Source organism: Salipiger marinus, assembly GCF_035481585.1.
Taxonomy (GTDB): Bacteria; Pseudomonadota; Alphaproteobacteria; order Rhodobacterales; family Rhodobacteraceae; genus Salipiger; species Salipiger marinus.
This window is the reverse complement of record NZ_JAYKSL010000010.1, coordinates 25,701-52,680: the sequence shown is the minus strand read 5'-3', so window position 1 is coordinate 52,680 and position 26,980 is coordinate 25,701. Positions and strand designations below refer to the sequence as shown.

General features: G+C 69.3%; 25 protein-coding genes. 12 read left to right on the top strand and 13 right to left on the bottom strand.

Features of this window, described 5'->3' with window-relative positions:
- Positions 1–3: 3 nt before the first annotated feature.
- The 4 genes from VK682_RS14415 to VK682_RS14400 are packed head-to-tail and all read right to left on the bottom strand — an operon-like array spanning position 4 to position 3,485.
- Positions 4–546, bottom strand: a complete 543-nt coding sequence (locus VK682_RS14415) for a cytochrome b (protein WP_324782093.1) — start codon at positions 544–546, stop codon at positions 4–6.
- On the bottom strand, positions 533–1,342 hold the full coding sequence (locus VK682_RS14410) for an ABC transporter ATP-binding protein (protein ID WP_324782092.1): 810 nt from the start codon (positions 1,340–1,342) through the stop codon (positions 533–535). The genes VK682_RS14415 and VK682_RS14410 overlap by 14 nt, the downstream gene beginning before the upstream one ends.
- Positions 1,339–2,382, bottom strand: coding sequence for a FecCD family ABC transporter permease (locus tag VK682_RS14405; RefSeq protein ID WP_230796444.1), 1,044 nt, complete (start codon positions 2,380–2,382; stop codon positions 1,339–1,341). The genes VK682_RS14410 and VK682_RS14405 overlap by 4 nt, the downstream gene beginning before the upstream one ends.
- Positions 2,379–3,485: an ABC transporter substrate-binding protein gene (locus VK682_RS14400; protein ID WP_230796443.1), complete on the bottom strand. Its 1,107-nt coding sequence runs from the start codon at positions 3,483–3,485 to the stop codon at positions 2,379–2,381. Before VK682_RS14400 ends, VK682_RS14405 begins: the two co-directional genes overlap by 4 nt.
- Before the next feature lie 101 nt (positions 3,486–3,586).
- Between VK682_RS14400 and VK682_RS14395 the strand changes: the two genes are divergently transcribed.
- Positions 3,587–4,459 carry an alpha/beta hydrolase gene (locus tag VK682_RS14395; RefSeq protein ID WP_230796441.1) on the top strand — a complete coding sequence of 291 codons (873 nt, stop codon included), beginning with the start codon at positions 3,587–3,589 and terminating at the stop codon, positions 4,457–4,459.
- Positions 4,460–4,482: 23 nt separating this feature from the next.
- Here the strand turns inward: VK682_RS14395 and VK682_RS14390 are convergent, their stop codons facing one another.
- Genes VK682_RS14390 through VK682_RS14380 form a run of 3 tightly spaced genes read right to left on the bottom strand, consistent with a single transcriptional unit; the run spans position 4,483 to position 10,203 of the window.
- The gene (locus tag VK682_RS14390) at positions 4,483–8,343 is read right to left on the bottom strand and encodes a non-ribosomal peptide synthetase (protein ID WP_324782091.1); all 3,861 of its coding nucleotides are present in this window, start codon (positions 8,341–8,343) and stop codon (positions 4,483–4,485) included.
- A 1-nt stretch (position 8,344) separates the two neighbouring features.
- Positions 8,345–8,581 carry a phosphopantetheine-binding protein gene (locus VK682_RS14385; RefSeq protein WP_230796438.1) on the bottom strand — a complete coding sequence of 79 codons (237 nt, stop codon included), beginning with the start codon at positions 8,579–8,581 and terminating at the stop codon, positions 8,345–8,347.
- On the bottom strand, positions 8,578–10,203 hold the full coding sequence (locus VK682_RS14380) for a (2,3-dihydroxybenzoyl)adenylate synthase (protein ID WP_230796436.1): 1,626 nt from the start codon (positions 10,201–10,203) through the stop codon (positions 8,578–8,580). The genes VK682_RS14385 and VK682_RS14380 overlap by 4 nt, the downstream gene beginning before the upstream one ends.
- Positions 10,204–10,549: 346 nt before the next feature.
- Between VK682_RS14380 and VK682_RS14375 the strand changes: the two genes are divergently transcribed.
- From VK682_RS14375 to VK682_RS14355, 5 genes are read left to right on the top strand one after another with little or no spacing between them, the layout of a single operon-like run.
- Entirely contained in the window at positions 10,550–10,936 is a 387-nt protein-coding gene (locus VK682_RS14375; RefSeq protein ID WP_269062008.1) for a hypothetical protein, read from the top strand.
- On the top strand, positions 10,933–11,595 hold the full coding sequence (locus VK682_RS14370) for a MotA/TolQ/ExbB proton channel family protein (RefSeq protein ID WP_089848403.1): 663 nt from the start codon (positions 10,933–10,935) through the stop codon (positions 11,593–11,595). Before VK682_RS14375 ends, VK682_RS14370 begins: the two co-directional genes overlap by 4 nt.
- Complete coding sequence (locus VK682_RS14365; RefSeq protein WP_089848405.1) at positions 11,588–11,980, top strand: ExbD/TolR family protein; 393 nt, start codon at positions 11,588–11,590, stop codon at positions 11,978–11,980. The genes VK682_RS14370 and VK682_RS14365 overlap by 8 nt, the downstream gene beginning before the upstream one ends.
- Positions 11,980–12,366, top strand: a complete 387-nt coding sequence (locus VK682_RS14360) for an ExbD/TolR family protein (protein ID WP_230796430.1) — start codon at positions 11,980–11,982, stop codon at positions 12,364–12,366. Before VK682_RS14365 ends, VK682_RS14360 begins: the two co-directional genes overlap by 1 nt.
- Positions 12,363–13,412 (top strand): energy transducer TonB family protein, encoded by a 1,050-nt coding sequence (locus VK682_RS14355; protein WP_230796428.1) that lies wholly within the window; start codon positions 12,363–12,365, stop codon positions 13,410–13,412. The genes VK682_RS14360 and VK682_RS14355 overlap by 4 nt, the downstream gene beginning before the upstream one ends.
- 151 nt (positions 13,413–13,563) lie before the next feature.
- Here the strand turns inward: VK682_RS14355 and VK682_RS14350 are convergent, their stop codons facing one another.
- Entirely contained in the window at positions 13,564–14,943 is a 1,380-nt protein-coding gene (locus tag VK682_RS14350) for a YncE family protein (RefSeq protein WP_324782090.1), read from the bottom strand.
- Between the two features lie 266 nt (positions 14,944–15,209).
- Here VK682_RS14350 and VK682_RS14345 point away from each other — a divergent pair, with 266 nt between their 5' ends.
- The 3 genes from VK682_RS14345 (at position 15,210) to VK682_RS14335 (ending at position 18,050) form a co-directional block, all read left to right on the top strand.
- On the top strand, positions 15,210–16,223 hold the full coding sequence (locus tag VK682_RS14345; RefSeq protein WP_089848413.1) for a TRAP transporter substrate-binding protein: 1,014 nt from the start codon (positions 15,210–15,212) through the stop codon (positions 16,221–16,223).
- A gap of 84 nt (positions 16,224–16,307) precedes the next feature.
- Positions 16,308–17,282 (top strand): D-erythronate dehydrogenase, encoded by a 975-nt coding sequence (denD, locus tag VK682_RS14340; RefSeq protein ID WP_230796425.1) that lies wholly within the window; start codon positions 16,308–16,310, stop codon positions 17,280–17,282.
- A 9-nt stretch (positions 17,283–17,291) separates the two neighbouring features.
- Positions 17,292–18,050, top strand: a complete 759-nt coding sequence (locus VK682_RS14335) for a FadR/GntR family transcriptional regulator (RefSeq protein ID WP_230796424.1) — start codon at positions 17,292–17,294, stop codon at positions 18,048–18,050.
- Here VK682_RS14335 and VK682_RS14330 read toward each other — a convergent pair.
- Positions 18,047–18,781, bottom strand: a complete 735-nt coding sequence (locus tag VK682_RS14330) for a hypothetical protein (protein ID WP_230796422.1) — start codon at positions 18,779–18,781, stop codon at positions 18,047–18,049. The two genes, VK682_RS14335 and VK682_RS14330, sit on opposite strands and share 4 nt — an antisense overlap.
- A gap of 369 nt (positions 18,782–19,150) precedes the next feature.
- On the opposite strand from VK682_RS14330, the gene VK682_RS14325 reads away from it, so the two are divergent.
- Positions 19,151–20,461 (top strand): AAA family ATPase, encoded by a 1,311-nt coding sequence (locus VK682_RS14325; protein WP_089848419.1) that lies wholly within the window; start codon positions 19,151–19,153, stop codon positions 20,459–20,461.
- Positions 20,458–21,513 carry a ParB/RepB/Spo0J family partition protein gene (locus VK682_RS14320; protein ID WP_089848421.1) on the top strand — a complete coding sequence of 352 codons (1,056 nt, stop codon included), beginning with the start codon at positions 20,458–20,460 and terminating at the stop codon, positions 21,511–21,513. Before VK682_RS14325 ends, VK682_RS14320 begins: the two co-directional genes overlap by 4 nt.
- A gap of 51 nt (positions 21,514–21,564) precedes the next feature.
- Here the strand turns inward: VK682_RS14320 and VK682_RS14315 are convergent, their stop codons facing one another.
- Positions 21,565–22,635, bottom strand: coding sequence for an ROK family transcriptional regulator (locus VK682_RS14315; protein WP_324782089.1), 1,071 nt, complete (start codon positions 22,633–22,635; stop codon positions 21,565–21,567).
- A gap of 102 nt (positions 22,636–22,737) precedes the next feature.
- Between VK682_RS14315 and VK682_RS14310 the strand changes: the two genes are divergently transcribed.
- Entirely contained in the window at positions 22,738–23,730 is a 993-nt protein-coding gene (locus VK682_RS14310; RefSeq protein ID WP_324782088.1) for a beta/alpha barrel domain-containing protein, read from the top strand.
- 76 nt (positions 23,731–23,806) lie between these two features.
- Here VK682_RS14310 and VK682_RS14305 read toward each other — a convergent pair whose 3' ends face one another.
- From VK682_RS14305 to ectB, 3 genes are read right to left on the bottom strand one after another with little or no spacing between them, the layout of a single operon-like run.
- The gene (locus VK682_RS14305) at positions 23,807–25,246 is read right to left on the bottom strand and encodes an aspartate kinase (protein ID WP_324782087.1); all 1,440 of its coding nucleotides are present in this window, start codon (positions 25,244–25,246) and stop codon (positions 23,807–23,809) included.
- Positions 25,247–25,255: 9 nt separating this feature from the next.
- Positions 25,256–25,645 carry an ectoine synthase gene (locus tag VK682_RS14300; protein ID WP_089848427.1) on the bottom strand — a complete coding sequence of 130 codons (390 nt, stop codon included), beginning with the start codon at positions 25,643–25,645 and terminating at the stop codon, positions 25,256–25,258.
- A 6-nt stretch (positions 25,646–25,651) separates the two neighbouring features.
- The gene (gene ectB, locus VK682_RS14295) at positions 25,652–26,926 is read right to left on the bottom strand and encodes a diaminobutyrate--2-oxoglutarate transaminase (protein WP_089848528.1); all 1,275 of its coding nucleotides are present in this window, start codon (positions 26,924–26,926) and stop codon (positions 25,652–25,654) included.
- Between the last annotated feature and the right edge of the window lie 54 nt (positions 26,927–26,980).

Below are 26,980 nucleotides of genomic sequence, written 5' to 3'. Positions count from 1 at the left end.
GGCTTAGCGCCGTCCGGCCATCCGCGCCAGCGTGCCGTCGCGCCAGACCCGTTCGTGCAGCACCACCATGGCGACATGGCCCAGCACCAGCACCCCAAGGATCCATGCCAGTTCGCCATGCAGCAGGCTGGCGGGGGTCGTGGCCCAGCCCAGCTCCGCCTCGCGCCCCGGGAAAACCGGGATGCCGAAGGGCGCAAAGGGCCGCGTGCCACCCCATGCCCGCAGCAGCGCCAGCGACGGGATGGCCAGCATCATCAGATAGAGCAGCCCATGCCCCGCCTGCGCCGCCATGCCCACCAGCCCCGCGCCATGGGACGGGCGGCGGCCCCGGTTGGCCAGCGCCCAGACCCCCCGCAGCAGGATCAGCGCAAACAGCAGCGTGCCCACTGGCGCATGGGTGCCGACAAAGAAACTGACCAGCGGCGTGCGCCCCAGCAGCAGCCGCAGCCCCATCCCGACGAACTGCCACAGGATCAGCGCCGCCATCCCCCAGTGCAGCGCCCGTGTCACCAGCCCGTAGCCGGTATGCGTGTCACGCCAGTGCATCTTCTGTCTCCGTGTTCTGGGACAAGCCGTCCACCATCACCATCACCCGGCCCGCCGAACACTGCTCGACCCGTGCCCGGATGCCGTAAACCTGTGCCAGCCGCGCGGGCGTCAGCACCTCGGCCGGCGGGCCGGAGGCGGCGAGCCTGCCACCTTCCAGCAGCACGATGCGGTCGGCCCATTGCGCGGCCAGCGCCAGATCATGCAGCACCGCGATCACCACCCGGCCTTCGCGGGCAAGCGCCCGCGCCTCTGACAGCAGGTGAAACTGCCGCGCCAGATCCAGCGCCGAGGTCGGCTCGTCCAGCAGCAGCAGCTCGGGGTCGCGGATCATCGCCTGCGCCAGCCCCACCGCCTGCCGCTGCCCGCCCGACAGCGCCGCCATGCGCCGCAGCGCCAGATCGGCAAGCCCGAACCGCGCCAGCACCGCCACCGCGTGGCGCGTCGCGGCGGGCCCGCGCAGCGCCCGGCCCGCCAGCCCGCCGCCCGCGTTCATTGCCACCACCAGCGCCTCCAGCACCGACAGGGCAGAGCGGCTTTCCAGCACCTGCGGCATGAATCCCACCCGCCGCGCCTGTTCGGCACGCGGCAGCCGCGCCAGATCGTCGCCCTCCAGCGCCACCCTGCCGCTGGCGGGCAGCAGCCCCGCTACCGCGCGCAGCAGCGTCGATTTGCCAGCGGCGTTCGGCCCCGCGATCACCGCGAATTCGCCCTTGGGAAAGGCGGGCAGCGTCAGCCCGTCGATCACCCGGCGCGGCCCCCGCGCCACGGTCAGATCCTGCACCACAAGGCTCATCGCAGATCCCCCTTGCGCAGCACCAGCGCGAAGAACACCGGCAGCCCCACCAGCGAGGTGACGATGCCCACCGGCAGCAGGATGCCCGGCACCAGCAGTTTCGAGGCGACCGAAGCCAGCGACATCAGCAGCGCGCCGGTGAACAGGCTCGCAGGCAGCAGGAAGCGGTGATCCTCGCCAACCGCCATGCGCGCGATATGCGGCCCCGCCAGCCCGACAAAGCCCACCACGCCGACCATGGACACCGACGCGGCGGCCAGCAGGCTGACCCGCACCAGCGTCCAGCGCCGCAGATGCGCCACGTCCAGTCCAAAGCCCTGCGCCTGTTCCGCCCCCAGCCGCAGCGCGGTCAGCCGCCAGCTGGCCGCCAGCGAAAACGGCAGGCACAGCGCCAGCACCCCGGCCAGCACCGCGATGCCCTCCCACCGCGCGTTCACCAGACTGCCCATGGTCCAGAACACCAGCTGCTGCAGCGCGTCGGGCGAGGCCACGAACTGCACCAGCGCCAGCAGCGCGGCGGCGGTGAAATTGACGGCGATGCCCAGCAGGATCACCACCTCGCTGCCGCCGCCGCGCAGGGCAGAGGCAAGCTGCAGCAGCCCCAGCGCCAGCAGCGCAAACAGAAAGGCATTGCCCGACACGGCCCAGAGCGCGGGCAGCCCCGGCAGCGCCAGCCCCAGTACGATGGCGACCCCGGCGCCAAGCGCGGCTGCGGCGGAAATGCCCAAGGTGAAAGGTTCGGCCAGCGGATTGTCGAGCACGGTCTGCATTTCCGCCCCCGACAGCGACAGGCAGGCGCCGACCAGCAGCGCCATCACCGCGACGGGCAGACGCACCTGCCAGACGATGACCTCGGCGGCGCGCGGCACCTCGGCGCCGCTCAGCGTGGCCAGAACCTGCCCCAGCGGCAGACCCGACGGGCCCGACACCAGATCCAGCAGCACCGAGGCCAGCGCCCCCAGCCCCAGCGCCGCCACCAGCGCGACGCGGCGCCGGGTGCGGCGGCCCTGTTCGGCCAGAATGCCGTCGGCCACGGTCATTGCTGCGGGATCCAGTAGGTGCCCGGCATCGGCACCGGGGAAAACCGCGCCTCGATCTCGGCCAGCGTCGCCTTCGGGTCGAGATCGGCAAAAAGCTCGGGATGCAGCTGCTTGGCCAGCGCCTCGATCGCGACGATATGAATGGGGCTGTCGTTGAACAGATGCCAGAGCCCCATGGCGCGGCCCTCCGTCACCGCGCGCAGACCGGCAAGGCCGGGCGTCGCGGTCAGCGCGTCAAAGCTGGCCTGCGCCGCCCCGGCCTCTACCCCTGCGCCCAGCACCAGCCCGCCGCGCGCCGCCATATGCGCGCCCCCGGTGGCAAGATAGACGTCGGGATCGGCGGCCAGCACGTTTTCCAGCCCCATATTGCCCATGACCCCCGGCACCACCTCGCGCCCGATGTTGGTGGCCCCGGCGGCGGTGACAAAATCGTCAAACACCCCCGGCCCCACCGTGGCGCAGCAGCCGGTGGGGGCCGCATGCACATGGATGAACACGCGCGGGCGGGCGGGATCGGCGGCAGCGAGGCGGGAGGACACCACCTCCAGATGGTCGGTGTAGAAGCGGGCAAACTCCTCCGCCCGCGGGTCGGCCCCGGTCAGCGCCCCCAGCAGGCGCAGGCTGGGCAGGGTATGATCCAGCGGGGCGGTGAAGAAATCCACAAAGGCCACCGGGATGCCCGCCGCCTCCAGCTGCTGCAGCGGCATGGCCATCTGCGGATCGCGCGCGTCGATCAGGCTCAGGATCACCAGATCCGGCATCAGCGCGATGGTGCGTTCCACCGACAGCAGCCGGTTGCCCGCCCCCACCGCCGCCACCTCTGCCAGCGCCGGAAACCGCGCCAGATAGGCCGCCTCGGTCGCGGGATCGAGCCCCTTGTCCTGCCGCCAGCCCGCCACCAGCGCCACCGGATCGTCATGCAGCAGGCCCAGCACCGTCAGGTGCCGCCCGTCGCCCAGCACGATTCGCCGCGCGGGCTCGGGCAGAACCACCTCGCGTCCGGTGACATCGGTGCCGCGCACATCCGCCGCAGCCGACAGGGGCAGACCTGACAGAAACAATAGGCCAAGATGCAGCAAGGTGGTGAAAAGACGGAACGTCATGACTCTTCCTTTCCGTAGGGGCAGTGCGGCCCATTGCAGCGGCGCGCACAGCCTTTTAGGTGGACGGCGCACCCGACCGACCTTTGCGAGAGACAAAAGACATGGACAAAACCGTCCGACAACGGGATCTCCCCCCCCATCGGGGGCGCGAAGCGCGGCTTGAGATCCTTGGTGCGCCCGTTTCTACCCACCGCGTCGAAACCTATGTCCTGCCCCGCGACACCTGCGGGCCAGACGATGCCACTGCCCCGGCCACCCGGGTGTTTCTGGCCCTGCCCAAGGCAGCGCCGCTGCGCCGGGGCTTTCCCGTTCTCTACCTGCTCGACGGCAACGCCGCCTTTGACCACCTGACCCCGGCGCTGCTGGAAGCGGTGCCCGATCTGGTGGTCGCGGGCATCGGCTATGACACCGACCAGCAGTTCGCCCGCGCCCAACGGACCTTTGACTATTCGCCGCCCGTGGCGCCGGGGGCCGCACCGCGTCCCGATCCGCATCACCCCGACCGCAGGGCGGGCGGCGCGGAGCAGTTTCTGGCCCGGCTCACCGGTCCGATCCGGGCCGAGGTCGAATCCCGCCTGCGGATCGATCCGGCGCGGCGGATGCTGTGGGGCCATTCCTTTGGCGGGCTCTTCACCTTTTACACGGCGATGACCCGGCCTGACGCCTTTTCGCGCTATGCCGCGATCAGCCCCTCGATCTGGTGGGACGAGGATCTGGCCGCCGGTCTGGTGCGGGCACGCCGCCTGCAGCCGCGCCAGCGCACCCGGCTCTGCGTCGGGCTGGGTGACAGCGAACAGCGCACCGGCAGTTCCGCGCCCGCCCGCAAGGGACCGCCGCCGCAGACCATGGCGCTGCTCAACACGCTGTGCAGCCTCGACGGGCTGGAGATGCAGCTGACCATCTATCCCGAGGCGGTGCACATCGCAACGCTGGGCGCCTCGCTGCCGGAAACGCTGCGGCAGGCTGCGGCCTGAACCAAGGCGGGATGCGGCGCGGATCATGCGCGCCGCATCCGCTCGGCGGTCCGCGCCTCGGCTTCGGCCATGCGCGCGGACAGATCCGGCCCCAGCTTGGCTGCGGCGGCGGCGGAGACCATGTCGGGGTGCAGAAGCGGCAGGTCGATGGCCTCGACCGCGGCGGCATGGGCTTGCCAGAGTGCGGCGGCAAAGCCGCGCCCGGCATGGTCGCGCGCGGCGCGCACATGGGTCAGCACGCCGGGATAGGCGCGGTGATGATGCGCGCGGATCAGCGCGTTGGTGCCAGAGACCAGCCGCACCACGGCATCCAGCGCCGCCCCCGGCAGATGCCCCATCGGCGTGCCGCCCCGGCGCAGGAAATCCACCACCGCCGCGCGGCTGTCGAGATCGGCATGGGCGTCGGGATCATGCCCCGCGATGGCCAGTAGCGCGCGCAGCGCCTCCGCCTCGGTCAGATCCGGCTCGGCCCGCCAGACCTCGGCGGGATAGGCGTCGAGCAGCGCCACCAGCCCCAGTTCGCGCCCCTGCGCGGCCAGCGTCACCGCCACCTCCTGCGCCAGAATGCCGCCCACCGACCAGCCCGCCAGATGCACCATGCCCTGCGGCTGCGCGGCAGTGATGCGGGCGGCATAGTCCTCGGCCATGGCTGACAGGGTCGCGGGCAGCATCGCGCCCGTCAGCACCGGCGCCTGCAGCGCATGGACCGGGCGGGCGGGGGTCAGCGCGCGGGCGAGCCTGCGATAGCCCCAGCCCAGCCCCCCCGCAGGCGGCAGCAACCAGAGCGGCGCGCCCTGCCCTTCGGCCAGCGCCAGCAGCGGCTGCAGCCCGGCCCGGGCGCTGTCAGCCAGATCCAGCGCGCGGGCCAGCGGGGCCAGCCCCGGTGTCTCGAAGATCTGCCCCAGCCCGGGATCGGTGCCAAACACCTCGGCGATGCGCAGGCTGAGCGTCAGCGCCGACAGGCTGTCACCGCCCAGATCGAAAAAATCCGCCTCGCGCCCCGGGGGCTGCGGCAGATGCAGCACCTCGGCGTAAAGCTGCGCCAGACGCAGTTCCACCGGACCCAGCGGCGGGGTGCCGGGGGTCATGTCCAGCACCGGCGCGGGCAGCGCCTTGCGGTCAAGCTTGCCGCTGGGGGTCATCGGCCAGCGCTCCAGCGCCACCACCGCCGCGGGGATCATATGGGCGGGCAGACGGGCGGCAAGCTCGGCCAGAACCGGGGTCGCGTCAAAGCCGCGCCCCGCCAGCACATAGGCCACCAGCCGCACCGCCCCGTGATCGGCCCGCGCCAGCACCAGCGCGTCGGACACCAGACCCGTGGCGCGGAGGGCGGCCTCGATCTCGCCGGGTTCCACCCGCATGCCGCGGATTTTCACCTGATGATCGGCGCGGCCCTGATAGATCACCGCGCCATCGGGGCGCAGTTCCGCCAGATCGCCGGTGGCGTAAAGCCGCTCTCCGGGGGTGAACGGGTCGGGGATGAAGCGTTCGGCGGTCAGGTCGGGCTGGCCCAGATAGCCGCGCGCCAGCTGCACGCCGCCAAGGTAAAGCTGCCCGCGCACCCCCGGCGGCAGCGGGCGCAGCCGGTCGTCCAGCACCAGCAGCCGGGTGTTCCAGACCGGAAAGCCGATGGGCAGCGGGTCGGATGTGTCGCTGGCAGGGGCGGGCCAGTGGCTGACATCCACCGCCGCCTCGGTCGGCCCGTAAAGATTGTGCAGCTGCGCCGTCATCCGGGCGTGGAAGGCCGCGCGATGCTCGGCAGTCAGCGCCTCGCCAGAGCAGAACACCCGCCCCACCGCCAGCCCGTCAGAGGCCGGATGCGCCAGAAACGCCGCCAGCATGGAGGGCACAAAATGCAGCGTGGTGATGCCCTGATCGCGGATCAGCCCTGCAATCGCCGCCGGATCGCGATGCGCGCCGGGCGGCGCCATGACCAGCGTCGCCCCGCAGAGATAGGGCAGGAACAGTTCCCACACCGACACGTCGAAGGTGATCGGGGTCTTCTGCAGGATCACGTCCCCGGCGCCAAAGCCGTAATGGTCGCGCATCCACAGCAGCCGGTTCACGATGGCGCGGTGATCGATCATCACGCCCTTCGGCTCTCCGGTCGAACCGGAGGTGAAGAGGATATAGGCCAGATCGCCGGGCGTGGTGCCGGGATCGGGGGCCCTGCCCTGCTGCGGCCAGTCCTGCGGCGCAAAGGGCGCGGTGCCCCCGGCATCGAGCCCCGGCTCGGCCAGCAGCACGGCAGCGCCGGTGCGGTCGAGCAGCCGGGCAAGCCGGGCGGGCGGGTTGTCGGGATCAAGCGGCACATAAGCCGCCCCCGCCCGCAGCACCGCCACCAGCGCCACCGCCAGATGTTCGGACCGCGGCAGCGCCACCGCCACCACGCCGCCCGGCCCCGCCCCCTGCGCGCGCAGCGCCGCCGCCAGCGCGGCGGAGCGGCGGTCCAGCTCGGCATAGCTGAGCGTGGTGGCGCCGAAGCGGACAGCCGTGGCCTCCGGCGTGGCGCGCATCCGTGCGGTAATAAGCTCGGGCAGCGTGACATCGGGCAGCGGCTGGGGGCTATGGGCGCCCTGCAGCACGCGGCGGGTTTCGTCCGCATCCATCAGCGGCACATCGGCCAGCCGGTCGGCCAGCAGCGCGCGGCCAAGATAGCCCGCCAGCCGGTCGCACTGTGCCTGCCCTTCGGCGGCGGTGTAAAGCGTGGGGTTGCTGTCCACCTCCAGCGACAGGGCGCGCAGCGCGTCGCCGCGATAGGTCACGGTCAGATCGTCGACAGCGCCTGCGCCAAGGATGTGCAGCCCCACCTCCAGCCCGGCAAAGCGCGGCGGCATGTCAAAGGGCTGCACGTTGATCATCGGCCCGTAAAGCCGCGCCTCCATCGCGCTGCGGCGCAGATCGCGGCGCATCTGTTCGGCACGGTAGCGGCCATGGCGGCGCAGGCGGGCCAGCCGCGCCGTAGCATCTGCCACCACCTGTGCCAGCGGCGCGTCGGGGTCGGGATCGCAGCGGAAGGGCAGCACGTTCATCCACATGGCGGGCACGCGGGCGGCGCGGGTGCCCATGCGCGCCATGAAGGGCAGGCCCCAGACCCGGTCGCCTTCGCCCGACACGCGCGACAGATACGCGGCGGTCAGCACGGTCAGCAGGTCGGGCCAGCCCACGCCCATCTCCTTGGCGCGCACCAGCAGCAGATCGCGTGTGGCGGGCCGCAGATCGCAGCGCGCCCGGTCGAATCTGTGCGCGGTGACGGCGCGGCCCCGGGCGGGGCTGGCGACGTGATCGAGGCCGCGCAGATCCTCGCGCCAGAAGGCGGCATCGGTGCTGCGGCGGTCGGAGGCGCGGTAGGCGGCATCCTCCTCCAGCACCTGATCGAGCGGCGGAAAGGGCGGCGGCGGCGGATGACCCTGGCACAGCGCGGAATAGATCTCGCCCACGCGGTTGGTCAGCAGCACGATGCCGAAGCCGTCTGTCGCAAGGTGATGGATGCGCTGATACCAGAAGGCCCGGTCTTCGCTCAGCCGCAGCAGCACGAAGCGGGCGAGCGGATCGCGGGCCAGATCCAGCGGCGTAGCGCTGTCCTGCTCCATGAGGGCATGGGCTGTGGCCTCTGGGTCCGGATCCGAGGTCAGATCAAGCAGTTCCGCTGCGGGGGGCGTCGGGTGCAGCCACTGTTCGGGCCGCCCGTCGCGCAGCGCGAACCGCAGGCGCAGCGCCGGGGCCTGCGCCACGGCCTGCGTCACCGCCTGCTGGAAGGCTTCCGGATCCAGCGGGCCGCGCAGATCCAGATATTGCCCGGTGTTCAGCACCGGGTTGCGCGGATCAAGCGCCTGCGCGATCCACAGCCCCTCCTGCGCCTCGATCAGCGGAAAGGCGGCCATGTCAGGCGCCCGCCCCCTGTGCCGCCAGCGCCTGCTGCCAGTCGGCCAGCGTGGCGCTTTCCCAGAGCGGGGTGAAATCCAGCGCGGGCTCAGCCTCCTGCCAGCGCATCACCAGCGCCATCAGCCGCATGGAATCAAGGCCCAGATCAAACAGGTTGTCCTGCGGCGCGATCTCTTCGGGTGCCATGTCCAGCACCTCGGCCACGTCGGCGCGCAGCCGGTCCAGCGTCAGGGTCATGCGCCCTCTCCCTTATCCAGATAACGGGTTTTCAGGGCCGCGCGCAGCGCCTTGCGGCTGATCTTGCCCACGGCGGTGGTCTCGAACCCGGGGACGAAGATCACCTGATCCGGCACCTTGAACTCGGCGATGCCGCGCCCGCGCACAAAGGACTTGAGCTCGCGCGCCTGCGCCTCGGCGCCTTCGGCCAGCACCACGAAGGCGCAGCTGCGTTCGCCCAGAAACGCATCCTCCACCCCCACCACGGCGGCATCGAACACGGCGGGATGGGCGAGCAGGTGATCCTCCACCTCCTCGGCGGAGATCTTTTCGCCCGCGCGGTTGATATGGTCGCCCGCGCGGCCCCGCACCTCCAGATAGCCGCCGGGCAGGCGGCGCACCACGTCGCCGGTGCGGTAGAACCCGTCGGGGGTGAAGCTGCGGGCATTGGCGGCGGGATCGTCGTGATAGGCGCGGATGGTGTAGGGCCCCCGGGTGTAAAGGTTGCCCGGCGCGCCTTCGGGCACCGGGGCGCCCGCGTCATCCAGCACCAGCACCTCGTCATCGGGGCTGATCGGGCGGCCTTGGGTGGTGGTGATGATGTCGTCGGGATCATCCAGCCGGGTGTAATTCACCAGACCTTCGGCCATGCCGAACACCTGCTGCAGGGTGCAGCCCAGCACCGGGCGGACGCGGGCGGCGGCTTCGGCCATGAACTTGGCGCCGCCCACCAGCAGCACCTGAAGCGAGGTCAGATCGTGTTTCGTGCGCGGCGCCGCCTGCAGCCAGAGCAACGCCAGAGGCGGCACCAGCCCGGTGAGGGTCACGCCTTCGCGGGCGATCAGGGCAAAACACGGCTCCGGCTGCGGATTGGGCGCCATGACCACGCAGGCCCCCACATGCAGCGCGCCCAGATAGCCGGGGCTGCTCATGGGGAAGTTATGCGCGGCGGGCAGCGCCACCAGAAACACGCTGTCCGGCCCCAGCCCGCAGATCCGGGCCGAGGCGCGGATGCTGTAAAGGTAATCGTCATGGGTGCGCGGGATCAGCTTCGGCAGGCCGGTCGATCCGCCGGAGATCTGCAGAAACGCCACCCCGCGCGGATCGCGCGGCACCGGGACGGGCATTTCCTCGGGCGCAAAGCCTGAAAGCGGCAGGAATTCCGCCGCCTCCCCCGCCACCACCACCCGCAGGCCGGGCAGATCGGCGACAAGACGGCGCGCCAGCGGCAGGTAATCGAAGCCCTCGTGCCGGTCGGCGCAGACATAGGCGCGCGCCTCGGACCGGGCGGCCAGATGGCGCAGCTCGGTTTCCCGATGCGCGGGCAGGGCATAGACCGGCACCAGCCCGGCATGGAACAGGCCAAACACCACCGACAGGAAGTCGGCGCGGTTGGGCATCTGCACCAGAACCCGGTCGCCGGGCACCAGCCCCAAAGCGGCAAAACCCTGCGCGCATCGCCGCGCCTCGCGGCCCAGATCGGCATAGCTCCAGCGCGTATCGCCCGCGACCACGGCGGTGCGGGGGCCGAACTCCCGCGTGATCCGGTCCAGCATCTGGCCAAAACTTTCGCCGGTCCAGTAGCCTTGGGCCACATAATGCGCGGCCAGATCCTCGGGCCAGATCTGCTGGGGATGGGTCATGGCGCCTCGCCTGCTCTGCCGTGTCTCAGCCCGCCCGTAGCAATCTCTACAAAAACAATCAACTTAGAACCGACGCCCCCCGACCCAGCGCCGGGGGGCTGGCAAATGCGGGAAAAGCCGTCATCCTAGGCGGAAAACTGGACATGCTGCTAATGTGTATTAATTTTCTCAGGTATTGAGCCTCACGACAGTGTGTGCCAAAGAAGCCCCCGACCCGCAGCCCCTGCTGTGGCCCACAGACCGCAGCCAGCGGACCGCATCCCGGCCCGCAAGCCCAATCCCCGAACGAACGGAGACGCCCGTGCCGCGCCTGACCCCCAAAGCCCTGATCTGGTTGACACTTTCCATGGTTCCGCTGCAGGCCGCAGCACAGGACGCAGCAGCGCCCGGCCTGTCGGTGGAACTGAACGCGACGCAGGCCGTCGAGCAGGGCTGCCAGCTGAGTTTCCTGATCCGCAACAGCCATGACACCGACATTGATTCGGCGGTGTTCGAGACGGTGCTGCTGGACAAGGGCGGTCAGGTGGACCGGCTGACGCTGTTCGATTTTGGCCAGCTTCCCGCCGGGCGCCCGCGCGTGCGGCAGTTCGTGGTGCCGGGCACGCAATGTGACGGACTGGGCCAGATCCTCATCAACGGCGCCAGCCGCTGCGAGGCGGGGGGCGCTGCCTCCAGCCTGTGCATCGACGGGCTGATGCTGAACTCCCGCACCGATGTGGAGGTGATCGGATGATCGATCTGGTGAAAGAGGCGATCCAGCGCGCCGCCGATCTGGGCGGGCCGGTGGTGCTGATCCTTGGCGCGGTGTCGCTGGTGACGCTGGCGGTGGTGATCTACAAGCTGTGGCAGTTCGCGGCCTCCGGCGTGGGGCGGCATGCGGCGCTGCGGCAGGCGGTGGAGGCCTGGGATGCGGGCGACCGCGCCGGGGCGCGCGCCGCGCTTGACCGGTCGCGCAGCTATCTGCGCCCGGTGATCGACATGGCCATGTCCGGCCAGCGCGACGCGCAGCGGCTGGAGGCGGAGGCAGAGACGCGCTTTGCCCGGCTGGAAAAGGGTTTTCGCCTGCTGGATTCCGTGGCGCAGCTGGCGCCGCTGCTGGGGCTTTTCGGCACGGTTCTGGGCATGATCTCGGCGTTTCAGGCGCTGCAGGATGCCGGATCGCAGGTGGATCCGTCGATCCTTGCCGGCGGGATCTGGGTGGCGCTGCTGACCACCGCCGTGGGTCTGGTGGTGGCGATGCCGACCGCCGTGATCCTGAGCTGGTTCGAGGCGCGGATGGAGGCAGAGCGCGTGCTGGCCGAACGCGCCGTGCACACCATCCTTGCCCCCAATGGCGACGCGCAGCGCGCCCCCGCCCGCAGCAGCGCCGAGGCCCGGCCGCGCCATGCGTAAGGCGCGGCGCAGACGGCGGCTGTCGATGACCTCGCTCATCGACGTGATCTTTCTGCTGCTGCTGTTCTTCATGCTGTCCTCGACCTTTACCCGCTTTGCGGAGGTCGATCTGGACGCTGCCGGATCGGGCGCGCAGGTGGCGGCGGACACCCGCCCGCTGTTCCTGCAGCTGAGCCCCGACCGGCTGAGCCTGAACGGCGCCGACACCGCGCTGGAGGATCTGCCCGCCACGCTGGCAGAGCGGATCGCAGGGGCCGAGGCTGAAACCGCCACGCCGCTGATCATCGCCCTGCGCGGCGAGGTGACGGCGCAGCGGCTGACCGATGTGCTGGTGGCCCTGCGCGGCATCACCGGCCTGCGCGCCACCGTTCTGGGAGCAGGCTGATGCGCAAGGTCCGGCAGAAAACCGAACGCGAACCGACCATCGCGCTGATCAACATCGTGTTCCTGATGCTGATCTTCTTCCTTGTGGCGGGCACGCTGGCGCAGCCGCTCGACAGCACGCTGAACCTTGTGCGCACCGCCGATCTGGAAGGCAACGCCCCCGCCGATGCGCTGGTCGTGCATCCCGACGGGCGCATGAGCCTGAAAGGGCAGGACATCTCCGGCGTCGCCGAGTATATGGCGGGCATCGGACAGGAGGCGCCAGAGCTGGTGCGGCTGGTGCCCGACCGCGACGCCTCGGCGGCGCAGCTGGTGACGCTGGGGCGCGAGCTGCGCGCGGCGGGTGCGCAGCGCGTCGTCATCGTGACCGAAAGGGGGCTGGAATGATCGCCACATCCCGCAAGGTGAAACTCGCCGCCGCCGCCTTGGCGCTGTCGGCGCATGGCGGCATGCTGCTGGCGGTGATGCCCGCAGAGCCGGTGATGATCGAAGGCGCCTCGGGTGGCAGCGACCTGCGGCTGGGATCGGATTTTGCCGATATGGCGGCGGGCACGCTCAGCGCCGAGACGCCCGACGAGATCACCGAGGCCGAACCGGTGGAGCCGCCGCAGGCCGAGCCCGTGGAGACGCCGCAGGCGGAGCCCGTGACGCCAGAGATGGCGCAGCCCGCGCCGCCGCAGCCCGTCACTCCGCCCGTGCCGCAGGAAACCCCGCCCGACACCGCCACCGCCGCCCTGCCCGTGGCGCCGCCCGTGGCCGCCGATGCGGTGCTGCCGCAGATGCCCGAACCGGTGGAGCCGCCGGAGGAGACCGAGACGGCGGAGCCGGAACTGCTGCAGCCCACGCCCCCCGAAGAGCCGGAGGTGGCGGAGGCGCCCGAACCCGAAGAAATCGCGCCCGAACCGGAGCCAGACCTGGCCGAGGCGGTGCAGAGCAGCGCGCCCGAACAGTCGCTGCGTCCGCAGCAGCGCCCCGAGCGCCGCCCCGAGCCGCAGCCGCAGCCGGAACCGCGCCGCGCCGAACGCGCGCCGGAGCCGCAGCCGCAGCGTCAGGCCGCCCCCCAGCCGCAGGGCAATGCCGACCGCAGCGCGCGCGCGGGGCAGGCCACGGGCCGGGCCGAGGGCACATCGGCCACCTCCGGTCAGGGCGGGCAGGCCAGCACGGCGGGCAATGCCGCCGCCAGCAACTATCCCGGTCTGGTGATGCGCAAGATCTCCCGCGTGCCGCGCCCGAGGGTGGGCAGCCGGGGCGAGGCGGTGGTGGCCTTCCGGATCGCCGCCAATGGCGGGCTGGCGGGCGCGTCGCTGGCGCGCAGTTCCGGATCGGCGGCGCTGGACAATGCCGCACTGCAGGTGATCCGCCGCGCCGCGCCCTTCCCGCCGCCGCCACGCGGCGCGCGCAGCGATTACACCATCACCATCAAGGGCCAGTAGGCCGCGCCAGACGACAAGACACAGCCGCCGCGGGTCACCCTGCGGCGGCTTTCCCGTATCCCCCCTGCCCCGCCGCAGGCGCGCAGCAAAAAGGGCAGCGGGGGGATGTCCCCGCTGCCCCTGTCCCTGCCCCGTCAGCCGGGCCGCAGGCTTAGCCCTTCGGCACGACGTGGCTGATCTGATCGCCAGAGGGATCTTCGGCGCCCCGGCTTTTGTTGACCACATAGACCCCGCCCGCGCCATCCAGCGCCGCGTGGTTGGCGAGCGGGCCGATGGGCAGGTTGCCGACGATCTCGCCCTCGGCGGTCAGCGCCACCAGCGTGCCCGACCCGCGCACCGACACCCAGGCCAGATCGCTTTGCGTGTCATAGACCACGTTGAGCGGGTTGGCCCCCACGGCGACATCGGCCACCACCTCGCCGCTCTCGGCATCAAGGATGGTCACGTTGTCGCTGCCCTGCGCGGCGGTGAAGATGCGGCCAGTGTCGGGATCAAAGCCCACGCCGATGGTGCTTTTGGAGCCGGGCAGCGGATAGACCGCCGTCTGTTCGCCGCTGTCCAGATCGACCACGGCCACCTCATCCGTGCCAAGGCTGACCACGAACAGCTGGTTGCTGGCCTCGTCCACATGCAGCGTGGCGGAGGCGAAATCCTCGCGCCGCTTGCCGGAGGTCAGGGTGATCGGCGCCAGTTCTTCCATGGTGGCGCCGTCAAAGACATGCACCACGGATTCGAACGTGGCGCTGACATAGACGCGCCCGCCCATGGCCACGGCATCGCGCGGATGCGGCACCGCGTCCACGTCGAACTGCTTGACCAGCGACAGATCCTCGGCGCTGTAGACGGCGACGGTGTCCTGACGGGTGTTGGTGACCCAGACCCGGCCATTCTGCTGGTCGACCCCCACGCCATAGACCGCAAAGACCCCGCCCTCGCTGCCATCGGCACGGGCCGGGGCGGCGGCGGGGGTGATTTCGGCCAGCGTGTCCAGCGTCTGCGGATCCAGCTTCAGCAGCGTGCTTTCCTTGACCGGCGGGCGGCCCACGGCGGCGGTGACATAAAGCGCCTCGGGGGTGACGGCGACCTGATAGAGCCCGCGCGGCAGCTTGCGCTGGGTCACGTCGAAGCTGCCGCTTTCGGGCAGATCCGGAGAGACCTTGAGCTCGAACGTGCTGGCATAGGCCGGGCCGGAGATTTCGGCCACAACCGGATAAAGCCCGGGCTCGGTGCCTTCGGGGATGGCCACGGTGGTGGAGAACTTGCCCTCGGCATCCGCCGTCACCGCAGCCCCGTCATTCAGCGCGACGCCGTTCTGGCGCAGCACGACCTGCTGGCCGGGGGCGAAGCCTTCGCCAGAGACGATGGCGGTCGATCCCGGCACGATCGGCGCGCGGTTCTCGCCAGAGGCGGCAAGTTCACCGGCAAAGCCACGCGCCAGATCGGTGAAGGGATCGGCCAGCGCGGTGCTGGCCAGAAGCGCGCCAAGCGCAAGGCCGCAGACGCCGGAGCGGAAGGCCATGGAAAGGGACATGCGTGTCCTCCTGTAGCGGCGGAGCCCTGAGGCGCCGCAGATGTCTGGGGGGATGGCTGCGGAGGCGCGGGCGCGGTCCGTGGCTCTGCGCCACGGGGCGCAGCTGCGGGTTGACTAGAATAGCCGACATTTACAGTCAAGTATTCCCGGCCCGGCGCGCGGCGCTTTTGCGGCGGCACCTTTTGGCCCGATTGCCGGATTGTCTGGCAATCACGGGATCCCCATGCTACCGCTGCCCGCGGAGAAGTTTGTAGGGAGGAGACCTCATGACCAGATGTTTTGCCATGCTGCTGGCCGGCACCGCGCTGCTGGCCGGTGCGGCCAGCGCGCAGACCACCACGCTGCGCATCCAGAACCAGCAGTCGCCCGAATCCGTTTCGGGCAAGCTCATCACCGAATTTGTCGATCAGGTGGAAACCATGTCGGGCGGATCGCTCGATATCGAGATGTTCTACAGCTCCGCCGTTGTCGCCTCGGCAGAGACGTTTGGCGCTTCCGCCAACGGCATTCTTGACTGCGACATGACCAATGGCAGCTACCAGACCGGGCGCGACGCGGCGTTCCAGTTCGTGGCCGACACCATGGGCGGCTATGACACGCCGATGCAGTATCTGGCATGGCTGCAATATGGCGGCGGGCGCGAGGCGGTGAACGAGCTTTACAACGCCCATGGCATGGAATTTGTCGGCGCCTATCTGGGCGGGCAGGAATCCATGAACTCCACCAAGCCGCTGGCAGGGATCGAGGATCTGAAGGGCTGGAAGTTCCGCTCGCCCCCCGGCATGGAATCGGAGATTTTCGCGGCGCTGGGATCCACCCCCATCGTGATGGATTTCACCGAGATCTTCACCGCGCTGGAAACCGGCATCATCGACGGGGCCGATGCCTCGACGCTGGCGAACAATGTGGGGCTTGGCATCTATGACATCGCCAAGCACACCACCTATCCCGGCTTCCACTCCATGTCCTCGGACCATCTGGCCTGCAACAAGACGGTCTGGGACGGGCTGACCGACGCGCAGCGCGGCATCCTGACCTCTGCCATGGATTCGCTGGCCATGAAGCTGGTGATGAACACGCTGGTGCAGAACGGCGAGGCGGTGACGGCGCTGCCGGATCAGGGCGTGACCCTGCATGACTGGTCCGCCGAAGACCGCGCCGCCTTCCGGGCCGCCGCCATTGGCCGCTGGGACGAATGGGCACAGAAATCCCCCGCCACGCAGCAGCTGGTGGACAGCCACAAGGCGTTCATCTCCCGCATCGGGCTTGGCACGGACTAAGCCCTCGCGGGTCCGGTTCAGACCGGACCCATCCCCGGGGGCGGCGCCGTGCCGCCCCCCTTCCCTGACCCCGGACTCCCTGACATGACCGACATGACCATCCTGATCCTTGGCGGCGGCGGCTTCATCGGCCGCAAGGTCGCGCAAAGCCTTGCCGCGCGCGCCACGCTGCGCGGCCAGCCCATCACCCGGCTGGTGCTGGCGGATCTGGCCGAACCTGCCCCGCTGGACGCGCCCTTCACGGTGGAAACCCGCGCCTGCGACATCACCGACCGCGCCGCCGTCGACGCCCTGATCGGGCCGGAGGTGACGGTGATCTTTCATTTCGCCGCCATCGTCTCCTCCCATGCCGAGGCGGAGTTCGAGACCGGGATGGCGGTGAACCTGCACGGCACGCTCAACGTGCTGGAACGCGCCCGGGTGCTGGGCACCTGCCCGGTGGTGGTCTTCACCTCCTCGCTTGCGGTGTTTGGCGGCGAGGTGCCGGATCCGATCACCGATCACACCATCCCCAACCCGCAGACCAGCTATGGCATGCAGAAGGCGGTGGGGGAGCTGCTGCTCAACGACTATTCCCGCAAGGGCTATGTGGACGGGCGCGGCTTCCGGCTGCCCACCATTTCGGTGCGCCCGGGCAAGCCCAACCGGGCCGCGTCCTCCTTCATGTCCTCGATCATCCGCGAGCCGCTGAACGGGCAGGAGGCGGTCTGCCCGGTGGACGAGACGCAGGAGCATTTCTACCTGAGCCCGCGCAAATGTGTGGAAAACCTCATCAAGGGCGCCGAGCTGGAGGCGGCGGCGCTGGGGATGCAGCGCTGCATGACCATGCCGGGGCAGCGCCTGTCCATCCGGCAGATGATCGACGCGCTGACCGCCGTGGCGGGGCCGGAACCGGCCAAGCTGATCCGCTGGGAAGACCAGCCCGATGTGGCGGCCATCGTGCGCGGCTGGCGCTATGATTACCGCTTCGACAAGGCGCTGGCGCTGGGGCTGGACGCCGATGCCAGCTTCGAGGAGAACGTGCGGGCCTATCTTGAAGACGATCTTCCCAAGGCCTGAGGCCCGACCATGCTAAGCGCCATCCAGCAGACCCCACGCTACCGGCTGGCGGCGGAGGAACTTGCCGCCGCCATCCGGGCGGGGGACTTCGCGCCGGGGGCCAAGATGCCGCCCGACCGCGATCTGGTGGCGCGGCTGGGGGTCAGCCGCACCACCCTGCGCGAGGCGATGATCGCGCTGGAACTGATGGGCTATGTGGTCACCCGCTTTGGCGCGGGCGCCTTCGTGGCCGACCCCCTGCCCGCCGCCGCGCCGGAGGCGGCGGGCCTGCCCGGCTATTTCGAACTGGTCGAGGCGCGTTTCGTGGTGGAGCCGGAGATCGCCGCCATCGCCGCCACCGAGATCACTCACGAAGGGCTTGCAGCGCTCTCCGCCTGCATCGAGGGCATGTGCGACACCACCCTGCCCTTCCCCCGCATCGAGGCGCATGACCGGGAGTTTCACCTGATCATCGCCCGCAGCACCGGCAATTCGGTCTTCGTCTCGATGGTGGAGGAGTTCTGGCGGGTGCGGCTGCGCTATCCCGAATGGACCCGGCTCAACAACCGCCAGAATGCCGCCGACATCGCGCGGTTTTCGCGTGACGAACACACCGCCGTCATGCAGGCGCTGGCCGCCCGCGATGCCCCGGCGGCGCGCGCCGCCATGGCGCATCACTGCCGCAATTCCGGCGCCCCCCTGCTGGAGCGCTGGCGCCGTCTGGAGGGAGAGACCGGCGCCGAGGAGGTGCTGCACCGGCTGCGCCGCCGCAGCGAGGCGATCCGTTAGCGCGCCCTGAGTTCGACCCGGCGCAGGCCGGGATATTCCATCTGCGCCGCCCCCAGCAGCGGGCGCAGATGATGCGTCATGACATATTGCGCCACAAAGCCCGAAGGCGCCGTCAGCTGCAGCACGCCTTCGGCAAACTCCGCCGCGCGCAGCCCGCCGAACCAGCTGCGATGCAGGGCAGGTTCGCTGCGCGCCAGACGGTCGAGCGTGCGCCCCCACGGATCCGCCGCTGCCGGGGCCGGCGCGACCGGCAGCGGGGCGGGGCTGGAAGCGGGCACCCGTGCGCCGAAATCGACCCGCACCACCTTGTCCTCGGGCGCCTGCGGCGGCTCGCTGCGGCCCATCTGGCCCATCATGCGGGCGCTGTAATCCGGCCCCACCCGGTCCCAGTGTGGCGCGCTGAGCCGCAGCACCTCGGCCATGTCGAGCCGGTAGGCGGCCACCCTGCCCCGCACCCCGGGCCGCAGCTGCACCAGCACCCCCGCCGTGGTCAGCCGCTTCAGCTCGCGTTTCACCGTGCGTTCGTCCACCGACCACATCCGTGCCATTTCCCGCTGCCCCACGGTCAGCTCGTCCCGCGCCCAGTTGTAGCGCGCCGTGACCAGCGCGATCAGCCGCAGCATCGAGGTCTGGAACCCCGGGCTGCCACACAGCCCCGCCACCGCCAGCGCCGTCAGCAGGTCGTATTTCTGGGATCCGGCCTGTGGGCCGGTGAACCGTTTCGCATCCATGATCTGTCTCGCACGCCTCAAGGGGGCCGGCTGCTTTGGCCGATTCCTCTGTGACCCTCAGTGTTCAGCTATCCCGTCGTTTGTCAATGAATTGCTAAGAACGGGATCGGCGGCTCTTTCCTGAAAAACGAAGAAAAGATCGGTATATTGGTAATGGGGGACAGGCTGTCGCCCCCTTATCCCCCCTGCGATGTCCCCCTATCGCTGCCCATTGGCCCGGATCTGTCCCCCTATCTGTTGCGGCGGGGTCGCAGAAATCGCGTTAATCCGAATCCTGACGGAAAAAACGAAAAACTCGGGACTTGGCATTTTGAACTTTGGGCAATTCGCGTTATTGAGGCGACAGTAGCAGAAAACAAGAGCAGGGTCATGCGCGATCACAGCGATCTACAGACGATGAACGAACGCAGCCTCGCCCAGCAGGCGGCAGTGCGGCGGGCGACGTTCTCTCCGGCGGAGGAAAAGACGCTCCGCCCCTTCTCCATCTGGGAAATCAGCCAGTTCATGTTCGACGTGCCCGCCGACACGCTGCGCAAGAAGCTGGCCGATGACCCCTCGCTGCCGCAGGGCACGGTAGAGGAGGATGGCCGCCAGCGCTGGTTCACGCTGGCCGAGATCAACGAACTGCGCCGCCGGGTGCGGTTCCGGGGCCATACGCTGCTGCCCAAGCGCCCGCCGGGCCGGGCCATGCGCGTGGCAGTGTCGAACTTCAAGGGCGGCGTCGGCAAGACCGTGGTGGCGCAGCATCTGGCCAATGCCGCAGCGCTGGACGGCTACCGGGTGCTGGTCATCGACTTCGACCCGCAGGCGACGCTGACCCATTCCATGGGGCTGGTCGAGGTCAAGGAATGGAACACCGTCTGGGGCATCATGTGCCGCGACCTGTGCCGCGAGGCCGACCGCATCGCCGCCGCCTATGACGACCCCGCCGACTGCCCCTACCCCACCGCCGACGAGCTTCCCGAGGATGTGCAGTCCATCGGGGCACAGCGGATTCAGGACTTCATCCAGAAAACCGCATGGGCCACCATCGACATCATCCCCAGCTGCGCCAATGCCGCCTTTGTGGAATTCGCCTCGGCCCAGTATCGGGCAATGCACAAGGCGTGGAGCTTTTTCGGCTGCGTGGCCCGCTATCTGGATGAGCTGCCGCAGGATCAGTATGACCTCATCATCTTCGACTGCCCGCCCGCCATCGGCTACCAGTCGCTGAACGCGGCCTTTGCGGCGGACATCCTCTATATCCCCTCCGGCCCCGGCTATTGGGAATATGACAGCACCACCAGCTTTCTGGGCCAGCTTGGCGACGCGCTGGAGGATATTTCCGACGGGTTCGGCAAGGTGGCCGAGGATGCCGGCATCCGCCTGCCCAAACGCTTTGACGACGTGCGCCTGCTGATGACCCGGTTCGAGGCGTCGAACCCGCTGCATGTCGCGATGATGGATGCCTTCCGCAACGTGTTCGGCGACGATGTCTGCCAGCACCCGATCGAGATGACGCGCGCCGTCGAACAGTCGGGGCGGTTCCAGCAGTCGGTCTATGAACAGGATTACCGCCAGATGACGCGCGAGACATGGAAGCGCGCCCGGCAGAGCTTTGACGCCGCCTATGCGGAATTCCGGCAGGTGGTGCTGCGCGCGTGGGAAGCAAAAGCCAGCAGAAAGGATGGTGAGGCATGAGCGGCAAGAACAAGTTCGGCTTCGGCCCCATCGCGGCGGATCCGGTCTCGCCGCGCCGCCGCGACGTGGGCCCGATGGGGGCTGCGGTGCGCGAGGCGGCGAGCAGCATGACCGAAAGCACTGAGTCGCTGGTGGAGCAGCGCCGCCAGAACGCGCAGGACGCCAAGGCGTTCCGCGCCGCGCAGTCCGAAGGCCGGGTGCTGGTGGCGCTGCCGCTGGACGAGATCCGCATCGATGCCCTGCCCCGCGACCGGATGGACCTGTCTGCTGTCGCGGCCTCTGACGAGATGGAGGAACTCAAGGCCTCGATCCGGGAGCGTGGGCAGAAAGAACCGATCGAGGTGTTCCGCGATGCGGCGGGCAATTACCAGCTGAAGAAGGGCTGGCGCCGTCTGACCGCGCTGCAGCAGCTGCGGGTCGAATCCGGCGATGACCGCTTTGGTCATGCCATCGCGCGGGTGGCCGAAGGGGCGGCCAGCCGCATCGACCTTTACATCGACATGGTCGAGGAAAATGTGATCCGCGAGGATCTGAGCTTTGCCGAGATGGCGCAGGTGGCGATCACCGCCGCCCGCGAAGACACGATGGACGGCCAGAGCGCCGAGGCGCTGGTGGGGCGGCTTTACGCCTCGCTGCACAAGATGAAACGCTCCTACATCCGCAGCTTCGTCTTCCTGCTGGAAGAGCTGGGCGAAGCTTTGCGCTTCCCCAAGGCGGTGGCGCGCAATCTGGGGGTGGATGTGGCGCGCAAGCTGCAGGCGCAGCCCGACCTGTCGCCCCGGCTGCGCCAGTCGCTGACCGGGGTCGCCAGTGCCGAGGATCAGGCAGAGATCCTGCGCCGCTTCGTGGAAAGCCCCGCGCCCGATGTCGCGCGCGAAAAGCCGGAGGCGCGGCAGAAAAGCGTGAAATACGAATTCCACGTCGGCGCCACCAAGATCACCGCGCGCAAGGGCGAATGCCGCATCCTGTCGGAGACGGATTTTTCCTCGGTCGACCGGCGGCGTCTGCAGCGCGCCATCGAGGCGTTCGAGGCGGTGCTGCGCGAGGGGTAACCCGCGGGTTACGGAAGTCTGAACGCTCCGGACAAAGGCGTAACCCACGGGTTACGCCTTTGTGCTGTCGGGGGTCAGCCATGCGTCGCGGGCCAGATGCGCGGCGCCGGTCAGCGCCAGCAGGTCGCCGCGCGCGGTGCGGATGTCGAGCCCGGCGGTGATCTGCGGCGGGCAGCGGCGATAGATCGCCGCGCGGATCTCGCGCAGCAGCACATCACCAAGCCCCGCCAGCGCCCCGCCGATCACCAGCGTCTGCGGGTTCAGCACCGCCACCAGATCACCGCAGGCCATGCCCAGCAGGCGCGCGCCTTTCGCGACGCGCCGCAGCGCCTGAGCATCGCCGCTGTGGCACAGGGCCAGCAGCGCCGGGGTGTCGGGGCAGGCCACACCTGCCGCGCGCAGATCGCGCGCCATGGCCCAGCCACTGGCCCGCGCCTCCAGACAGCCGCTGCGGCCACAGGGGCAGGGCGGGTGCGGGGCCGCGCCATGGCGCAGATGCGCGATCCCGCCCGCAGCATCGCCAGCGCCGCGCAGCAGCCGCCCGTCGCTGAGGATGGCGCAGCCCAGTCCGGTGCCCGCCACGACAAAGACCAGATGCTGCCGGTCGGGCCAGTGCTGGCGGTGTTCGGCCAGCGCCATCAGCGCCACCGCGCGGTCACTGGTCACGGGCAGGCCCAGCCGGGCGCGCAGCAGGCCGGGCAGGGCCTCCTGCGCCGCCTCGTCGCGCGCCAGCGCCACGCCCGCCACCGGCGGCGCGTCCTGACACAGCGCCGCGATTGCGGGGCAGAGCAGGTCCAGCAGGGTCGCGGCGTCAGCCCCGGGCGGCAGCGGCAGGTCGCGCCTTTCGCGCAGCGTCAGGTCCAGATCATAGCGCCCGATCCGCGCCCGGCCTTCGGTCGGGTCCAGCGCCAGCAGGCTGCGATGGGTGGCGTTGATCTGCCACAGCCGCGCCGGGCGCCCGCCCTCCGGCGCGGCCTGCGCACCCTCATGGACCAGCCCGGCCTGCTGCAGCCGGTGCAGCCGCTCGGCGGTGGTGGCGCGCGACAGCCCGCAGATCCCGGCGATCTCGCGCCGGGTGCGGGCGGGGCCAAGCGCCAGCAGGCGGTAGATCGGGCAGGTCATGACGCGCTCCGGTTGGGAATCTTCATCACTTTTGCATGGTGTTAGGCAAAAGTTAAGACTTTGCAGGCACAGGATGGCGCGCTGCCGCTACAGGAGTCTTCCGTGCTCAGACTGGATGAAAAGCTGTCCCGCATCCGCCATGGCGCCTATCGCGCCGGGGATTTTATTCTGGGCGACGCGCGCGATGGCGATCTGGCGCGGGCGATGCTGGCGGTGGGGCATCACCCCGGGCAGGGGGGCGCGCCGGGCCGTCCGCGCAGCCGGGCCGAATTTCTGGCGACGGTGCAGCAGATGGTCGAACAGGATGTGATCGACCTGATGCTGACCTCGCTCAGTTCGCTGGAGGTGGTGCAGGGCAGGGGGCTTTACGACACCAGCCGTGTCACCCCGGCGGTCCGCGCCAATGACAACACCGATCACTGGCAGTTCAGGGGCGCGCGTTATGACCGCGAGCCGCCGCGCCCCTTCCGCAGTTCCAGCCTGTCAGAGGCGCGGCGGCTGGGATGCGATCTTGGGCTTTATGGGCTGAGCTTCAGCAATGACCGCGATGCCGATCTGCTGGCGCTGCGCCATTATGCCGAGTTCCGCGAGGATGCGCGGCGCCACCGCTTCCGCCACGCGCTGGAGGTGGGCAATCCCGGCCCGGCCAGCGGGCTGGCGCCCGATCAGGTGGGGGGCTTCGTCAATGATGCGGTGATCCGGGCGCTGGCCGGGCTCACCTCGCGCGAGCGTCCGGAATTCCTGCGCCTGACCTATAACGGCCCCGCCGCGCTGGAGGAACTGGCCAGCTTCGACCCCTCGCTGGTGCTGGGGGTGCAGGGCGGGGCGGCGGGCACGACGCGTGACGCGCTGGAACTGGTGGCGCAGACGGAACGCTTTGGCGGGCGGCTGGCGCTTCTGGGGCGCAGGATCGCGCAGGCAGAGGATCCGCGTGCGCTGGTGAGCCTGCTGCGCGCCGTGGCCGATGGCGCCGTCCCTTCGGCAGAGGCGGTGCGGGCCTATCACGGCGCGCTGCAGGGCAGGGGGCTTACGCCGCTGCGCCCGCTCGACATGGACAGCCAGGTGACCGATCCCGTGCTGCGCGCCGCCGCCTGACGGCCCATGCAAAAAGGACCGGGGCCAGCGCTGGCCCCGGTCCTTCCGGTCGGTAAGGTCGCAAAGCCTCGGGCGGTCACGCGGCGCGTGACAGACCCTCGCGATCCTGCTCCACGAAGGCGCCATGCAGCGCCTTGATGATCGGCTTCAGCTTGTCGCGGTCGACGATGAACTGCACGTCGACATTGCGCGGCCCCTGCGTGGCGCCGATCGCCTCCAGCCCGGCATCCGCGATGGCACAAAGCCCGGTCTGCAGCACCGCAAGCCCGCTCAGGTCGCGCCCGATCACCGAGGCGATGGACAGCGTGCGGTGCCGGATCTCGGCCGAGGGGTAGATCGCGGCCAGATCCTTTTCCACCCGGCGCAGCGATTTCAGCGAGGTGTCGACGTAATGCGTGATCGTGTTGGCGTTGGACACCTTGGACACGATGCGCACGTCATGCCGGGTCAGCGCGTCCAGAATGGCGGCGTCATAGCCTTTGACCCCGACCATATCCTGTTCGAACACTTCCAGCGCGATGATGTCGAGCCCGGTGACGATCTCCACCGCCGGGGTTTCCGCCGGGCAGTCATCGATCAGCGTGCCGGGATCGGCAGGCTCGAACGCATTGGTGACGCGCAGCGGCACCTGCGCCTGACGCAGCGTCTTGGCAGCCTTGGGGTGGATCGCCTCCATCCCCATGTTCGACAGCTGGTCGGCCACGTCGTAATTGGTCCGGCCCAGCTTGCGCACCGCTTCCGGCCCCACCAGCCGCGGATCGGCGGAGGACAGGTGGAATTCCTTGTGGATGATCGCCTCGCGCGCGCCGGTCAGCGCCGCCAGCTTGGAAAACGTCACTTCGGAATAGCCGCGGTCAAACTCGCGCATCAGACCTTCGGCGCATTGCGCGTAACCGGTCACGATGGGCATTTCCGTGGCGGGATCGATGCCCGACATGGCGCCCCGGATGCGGTCATCCAGCGTCACGTCGCCCTCGTCGCGCCAGCCGGACAGATCGACCAGCCGCGCATTCACACCGGCGCGGCGCAGCATCAGCATGGTGGTAAAGGCGGAATGCGCCTCGCCGATGCCGGACAGCAGTTCGCGCACCTGCAGCATGTGCTCCGCCAGCCGGAAATGGCCATAGGTGCAGAGCCGCTGCAGGTCGATCAGGCAGTTGCGGGCGCCGTCGATGCGCGAGCGGACAAAATCCGTCGCCTGTTCGACATCGCCGGGATGATCCAGGACGGATTCATGCGCCGCGATCATCGCTTCGGCGGCGCGGGTCAGCGCATCCTGCCAGCCATGGCCGCTGTCCTGCTCGGCGAAGCTGGCATAGACGCCCGGCTCGCCGGATTTCTTGTGCTCCAGCAGCAGGTCGGTGATCCCGCCAAAGGCGGAGACCACGAACACGCGGTTATAAAGCGCCGCCCCTTCGCGGTCACCGATGAGCAGGGTGTCGCGCAGTTCGTTGACGCGGGACATCGAGGTGCCGCCGATTTTCTCGACGGTGTGATTTTGCTGGGTCTGGGTCATCTGGACCTCTCAGGCTGTCTCCGCCGGGGCGTAGGATCCGTCCTCGCGATGGACCTCCGTGCCCGTCACCGGCGGGTTGAAGCAGCACGCCATCACCAGCTTTTCAGTGGCGCGCAGCGTGTGCTTGTCGTTCAGGTTCAGCGCATACATGACGCCGGGCTTGATCTGGTGGGTTTCCCCGGTCGCCAGATCCGTGATGGAGCCCGCGCCCGCCATGCAGTAGACGCTTTCGAAATGGTGCTTGTAGTGGAACGTGTGTTCCGACCCGGCCTCCAGTTCGGTGATGTGGAAGGAGAATCCCATTCCGTCATCGGCCAGCAGCATCCGGGTGGATGTCCAGCGGGCATCCGAAACGGCCCGGTCGGTGGTCTTCAGTTCGTTGAAATCACGCACGATCATAATGGGTTACTCCGCAGCAATCTTGGTGTTTTTGGTCAGGCAGGCTTCGGTCGCTTCGCGCAGCATCGCAAAGCCCTGACGGAATTGGGCATGGGTCGTGGTCAGCGGCGCCAGCACCTTGACCACCTCGTCATCCGCGCCCGAGGTTTCGATGATCAGCCCCAGTTCAAAGGCCTTGGCGCAGATCGCGCCCGCCAGTTCGCCCGAGCCCACATCGACGCCGCGCATCAGGCCACGGCCCTTGAGCCTGGCACCCGGCACCATCTCGGCGATGCGGGTCAGTTCTTCTTCGATCAGCTGGGCCTTGGTGGCCAGATCCTTCTGGAAGGTGTCGTCCTTCCAGAATTTTTCCAGCGCCACGCGGGCGGTGACAAAGGCATGGGTGTTGCCCCGGAAGGTGCCGTTGTGTTCGGCGGGCTTCCACACGTCCAGTTCCGGCTTCAGCAGCAGCGCGGCAAAGGGCAGGCCCATGCCGGACAGCGACTTGGCCAGCGGAATCATGTCCGGCTGGAAACCCATCTCCTCGAAGGAGAAGAAGGTGCCGGTGCGGCCCAGACCCGCCTGAATGTCATCGGCGATCAGCAGCGCGCCGTGCTTCTTGGCGAGCTTTGCGATGCCGCGCAGCCAGTCGGCGGAGGCGGCGTTGAGCCCGCCTTCGCCCTGCACCGGCTCCACGAGGAAGGCGGCCGGCGCGTCAAGCCCCGAAGACGGGTTGTCGAGCATCATCTCGATCTGCGCCAGCGTGTCCACATCGGGACCAAAGGCGCCCTCATAGGGCAGGTGGGTGACCCCGGCCAGCGGCAGGCCCGCGCCACCGCGCTTGCCGGAATTGCCGGTGGCGGCCAGCGCGCCCACGGTCATGCCGTGAAAGCCGTTGGTGAAGGCCACGATATTGGTGCGCCCCGTCACCTTGCGGGCGAGCTTCATCGCCGCCTCGACGGCGTTGGTGCCGGTGGGGCCGACCATCATCACCTTGTGGTCCATGTTGCGCGGACGCAGCACGATCTCTTCGAAGGCCTCCAGAAAGGCGGCCTTGGCATCGGTGTGCATGTCCAGACCATGGGAGATGCCGTCATTGCTGATATGTTCGATCAGCGCGGCCTTCATGTCCGGATCGTTGTGGCCGTAGTTCAGCGAGGAACAGCCGGCCAGAAAGTCCAGATACTCGCGCCCGGTGCTGTCGGTCATCACCGACCCCTGCGCCTTGGTGAAGGTCACGGGAAAGCTGCGGCAGTAGCTGCGCGCTTCGCTTTCGCGGCGCGCATAGATCTCGGGTGTCATGTCCTTGGCCATGAGATGTCCTTTCGGGAATTGGGGAATAAGGTGACGGTCGCC

Coding starts and splice junctions, on each gene's coding strand:
- VK682_RS14415 (WP_324782093.1), bottom strand. CDS start 546: ATGCACTGGCGTGACACGCATACCGGCTACGGGCTGGTGACACGGGCG.
- VK682_RS14410 (WP_324782092.1), bottom strand. CDS start 1,342: ATGAGCCTTGTGGTGCAGGATCTGACCGTGGCGCGGGGGCCGCGCCGG.
- VK682_RS14405 (WP_230796444.1), bottom strand. CDS start 2,382: ATGACCGTGGCCGACGGCATTCTGGCCGAACAGGGCCGCCGCACCCGG.
- VK682_RS14400 (WP_230796443.1), bottom strand. CDS start 3,485: ATGACGTTCCGTCTTTTCACCACCTTGCTGCATCTTGGCCTATTGTTT.
- VK682_RS14395 (WP_230796441.1), top strand. CDS start 3,587: ATGGACAAAACCGTCCGACAACGGGATCTCCCCCCCCATCGGGGGCGC.
- VK682_RS14390 (WP_324782091.1), bottom strand. CDS start 8,343: ATGGCCGCCTTTCCGCTGATCGAGGCGCAGGAGGGGCTGTGGATCGCG.
- VK682_RS14385 (WP_230796438.1), bottom strand. CDS start 8,581: ATGACCCTGACGCTGGACCGGCTGCGCGCCGACGTGGCCGAGGTGCTG.
- VK682_RS14380 (WP_230796436.1), bottom strand. CDS start 10,203: ATGACCCATCCCCAGCAGATCTGGCCCGAGGATCTGGCCGCGCATTAT.
- VK682_RS14375 (WP_269062008.1), top strand. CDS start 10,550: ATGGTTCCGCTGCAGGCCGCAGCACAGGACGCAGCAGCGCCCGGCCTG.
- VK682_RS14370 (WP_089848403.1), top strand. CDS start 10,933: ATGATCGATCTGGTGAAAGAGGCGATCCAGCGCGCCGCCGATCTGGGC.
- VK682_RS14365 (WP_089848405.1), top strand. CDS start 11,588: ATGCGTAAGGCGCGGCGCAGACGGCGGCTGTCGATGACCTCGCTCATC.
- VK682_RS14360 (WP_230796430.1), top strand. CDS start 11,980: ATGCGCAAGGTCCGGCAGAAAACCGAACGCGAACCGACCATCGCGCTG.
- VK682_RS14355 (WP_230796428.1), top strand. CDS start 12,363: ATGATCGCCACATCCCGCAAGGTGAAACTCGCCGCCGCCGCCTTGGCG.
- VK682_RS14350 (WP_324782090.1), bottom strand. CDS start 14,943: ATGTCCCTTTCCATGGCCTTCCGCTCCGGCGTCTGCGGCCTTGCGCTT.
- VK682_RS14345 (WP_089848413.1), top strand. CDS start 15,210: ATGACCAGATGTTTTGCCATGCTGCTGGCCGGCACCGCGCTGCTGGCC.
- denD (WP_230796425.1), top strand. CDS start 16,308: ATGACCGACATGACCATCCTGATCCTTGGCGGCGGCGGCTTCATCGGC.
- VK682_RS14335 (WP_230796424.1), top strand. CDS start 17,292: ATGCTAAGCGCCATCCAGCAGACCCCACGCTACCGGCTGGCGGCGGAG.
- VK682_RS14330 (WP_230796422.1), bottom strand. CDS start 18,781: ATGGATGCGAAACGGTTCACCGGCCCACAGGCCGGATCCCAGAAATAC.
- VK682_RS14325 (WP_089848419.1), top strand. CDS start 19,151: ATGCGCGATCACAGCGATCTACAGACGATGAACGAACGCAGCCTCGCC.
- VK682_RS14320 (WP_089848421.1), top strand. CDS start 20,458: ATGAGCGGCAAGAACAAGTTCGGCTTCGGCCCCATCGCGGCGGATCCG.
- VK682_RS14315 (WP_324782089.1), bottom strand. CDS start 22,635: ATGACCTGCCCGATCTACCGCCTGCTGGCGCTTGGCCCCGCCCGCACC.
- VK682_RS14305 (WP_324782087.1), bottom strand. CDS start 25,246: ATGACCCAGACCCAGCAAAATCACACCGTCGAGAAAATCGGCGGCACC.
- VK682_RS14300 (WP_089848427.1), bottom strand. CDS start 25,645: ATGATCGTGCGTGATTTCAACGAACTGAAGACCACCGACCGGGCCGTT.
- ectB (WP_089848528.1), bottom strand. CDS start 26,926: ATGACACCCGAGATCTATGCGCGCCGCGAAAGCGAAGCGCGCAGCTAC.